Here is a 2,649-nt window from a genome sequence, read left to right as displayed (position 1 = left end):
CTATCAAAGATAAAATTTCTTGCGAGAAATAAACGTGTATTTACTACAAAATTCGCAATCTTGCCAAACGCCTGTTACCAGTAGTATTTTATTTACTTTTAAAAATTCCAATTAATGATTGGCAGTTTTCGTTTCTCGTTAATATTCCATAGACCTAATTGAATTCCTTTTGTGTTTCTGCTTTTATTCCAAATTCCGATTTGTAGTCCAACCATTTTTTCATTCGCATAATTCACACCTCCAATTTGAAGTCCTTTCATATATTTAGTTGAATTGGATATTGCAATTTGAATTCCATTGCTAAAAGTAGCTTCGTTAAGTAATCCAGCAATTTGAATTCCATTTGATTTGTCCATTCCATTCCACAAGCCAGCAATTGCAAGTCCGTTATTTTCCGTTCCGCTTTGGGTAACTAAAGCCAATGTGATTCCATTAAAGGAAACATTTCCCATTGTACCGCTTGAAATATTTAAACCATTGACAATTTCATCAGTTTCCTCTTTTCTAATTAAACTTCCATTTGCCATAAATCCAATAAGTCCAATCCCTGGAATTTCAAGCCTAATTCCATTCGTTCTTACAAATCTCTGCTTGTTTTTAAATTGAGGAAAAGCTCCAAATGAAACTCCATTTATAGTCGTGTTTTGTGTGTGAAAAGTTCCAAATAAATATTTAGTTTTTTCATTAAAATCTTGACTAAAAGTTTTAATTGAAATCAGAAATATAATTGCTAATGTTATTGTTGTTTTTGTCATATTACTGGTAACGTTCCGGCGCTTGGCGAGGTTGCGAACTTCGGAACTGCTTATTTTCTGTTAAAGATAAAATTTCTTGCGAGAAATAAACGTGAATTTACTACAAAATTCGCAATCTTGCCAAACGCCTGTTAGCAGAAGTCTCTTTATTTAAATTCGATGTTGATTATGAAATAATGTGGAATATTAAAATGTTCTCCAAGTTTTTCAGCTACGATATTTGATTGTGCAACTTCACAATATGAACCCGAACCATCCTTATGAATTGTTGGTGTTATAATTGCAAAAACTGCATTTTTCTTGCTAATATCTAAGTTCAATTCTGTTTTACTTCCAAAAAAATCTTTCAAAGCATATTTTTCAGATTCTTCGAATAATTTGAAAAATGATTTTTTACTTCCGAATTTTTGTCCTCTTATATATGTTTTTAGCTTACCATCGTTCATTTTAAAAAAGAATTTTAAGGATTCTTTATCCGAACTAATTTTAAAATAATCACTTTCAGAACCATCAAATAATATTGAGGTTTGTTTTAATTTTCCATTTCTGTATTCGTCTATACTTATCGTGATAAATTTTCCATTTAATTCTTTGCTTTCAAAATTCAATTTTTCAATGAAAATATTTTCAAAGTCAATAATATCTTGAATTTCGGAATTTTCACTTCCATAGTTATTAGTCATTTTGACTACGTTTTGGGCAAATACGATATTAGATATCACTAAAAAGGCCAATAATAATTTGATTTTTGTATTCATTTTTGTATTCATTTTTGTCTTTTGCTTAATTTTCGATTTTTCCTTGAGATTTCTGCTAACGTCCCGGCGCTTGGCGAGGTTGCGAACTTCGGAACCGATTATTTTCTATCAAAGATAAAATTTCTTGCGAGAAATAAACGTGAATTTACCACAAAATTCGCAATCTTGCCAAACGCCTGTTGTGCGATCGCTTTTATTTTTCCCCATAGTATTCTTTAAAATGACTTCCGAATTCTTTTTGCATTATTTCACTTGTAATTCCACCAAACAGAATTTCAAATTCATCTGAATCCATTCCAGTTATTGCTCCGCCCCAACCTTTTAATTCTTCATTATTTTCTGTATAAACTTTTAATTGTGGTATAACAACTGTGTCAATTAATCTCAAACTTATATCGTTATCATTCATTTCAACGTTAAATTTTGTGCAATGTGTTTGAAATAGTTCAAAAGGGGAATTTATATTTTCAAATATTATTTTTCCGTGAATAACTCCCATAGGAACATCTGCATATTCAAATTCAGTATAGCCAATTCGTATTTTGTCAAGTTTTAAAATATATTTATTTTTCATTTTCAAGATTAATATTTGACTTTGGAACGCTTTTTATTATGTCATAAATCAAGCCAATGCATAGAATTCCAAATCCAATCATTAATTCAAGATTTATTATCATCCAAGTTCCTTTATCTATATTGTTTCTTCCATAAAATCCATTTTCTTTTTCAACTGATAAAATCCAATTAAATAAATTAAAGAATATTGATAGTAAAACACTTAAAGTAAAAATAACGTAATTTAAATACCACCAATTTTTATTATATTTTTCATTAATATTCTTCACAGAAATTATTAATGCAATTGGTAAAATTATCGAATTAAAAAATATTGTTAATGTTGGTGCGAATGAAAATGTTTCATCAAATTTCCAAAATATAAATAAAAAAATGTTTGGAATTATTGTCCAAAACAATACGGTTTTTGAAGTTTCAAATGTGTATTTTTTATTATTCATTTAGTTTCTGATTTTTCGTTTTCTGTCGCTCCAAAGTGTCGCACAACGGGCCGCGGCTTTGCGCAGGGCTTGCCTTTTTCTGGCAAGGCTTGCGCAAAACCGCTGTTGTACGCTGTTACT

General features: G+C 29.7%; 4 protein-coding genes. All 4 read right to left on the bottom strand.

Translation table 11 applies throughout. From position 1 onward, the window contains the following. Nucleotides 1–98: 98 nt before the first annotated feature. Nucleotides 99–755: an LA_2272 family surface repeat-containing protein gene (locus tag G6N05_RS15445; RefSeq protein ID WP_166131865.1), complete on the bottom strand. Its 657-nt coding sequence runs from the start codon at nucleotides 753–755 to the stop codon at nucleotides 99–101. Between the two features lie 146 nt (nucleotides 756–901). After that, a complete protein-coding gene (locus G6N05_RS15440; protein ID WP_225875189.1) occupies nucleotides 902–1,438 on the bottom strand; it encodes a hypothetical protein in 537 nt (178 codons plus the stop codon). Between the two features lie 268 nt (nucleotides 1,439–1,706). Further along, on the bottom strand, nucleotides 1,707–2,087 hold the full coding sequence (locus tag G6N05_RS15435; protein ID WP_205729779.1) for a hypothetical protein: 381 nt from the start codon (nucleotides 2,085–2,087) through the stop codon (nucleotides 1,707–1,709). Further along, nucleotides 2,077–2,529 (bottom strand): hypothetical protein, encoded by a 453-nt coding sequence (locus G6N05_RS15430; protein WP_166131856.1) that lies wholly within the window; start codon nucleotides 2,527–2,529, stop codon nucleotides 2,077–2,079. The genes G6N05_RS15435 and G6N05_RS15430 overlap by 11 nt, the downstream gene beginning before the upstream one ends. Between the last annotated feature and the right edge of the window lie 120 nt (nucleotides 2,530–2,649).

Origin of the sequence: Flavobacterium bernardetii (assembly GCF_011305415.1) — a bacterium.
GTDB classification, from domain to species: domain Bacteria; phylum Bacteroidota; class Bacteroidia; order Flavobacteriales; family Flavobacteriaceae; genus Flavobacterium; species Flavobacterium bernardetii.
Note: the sequence above shows the minus strand (reverse complement) of the source record. Positions and strands in the feature narration are given on the sequence as shown.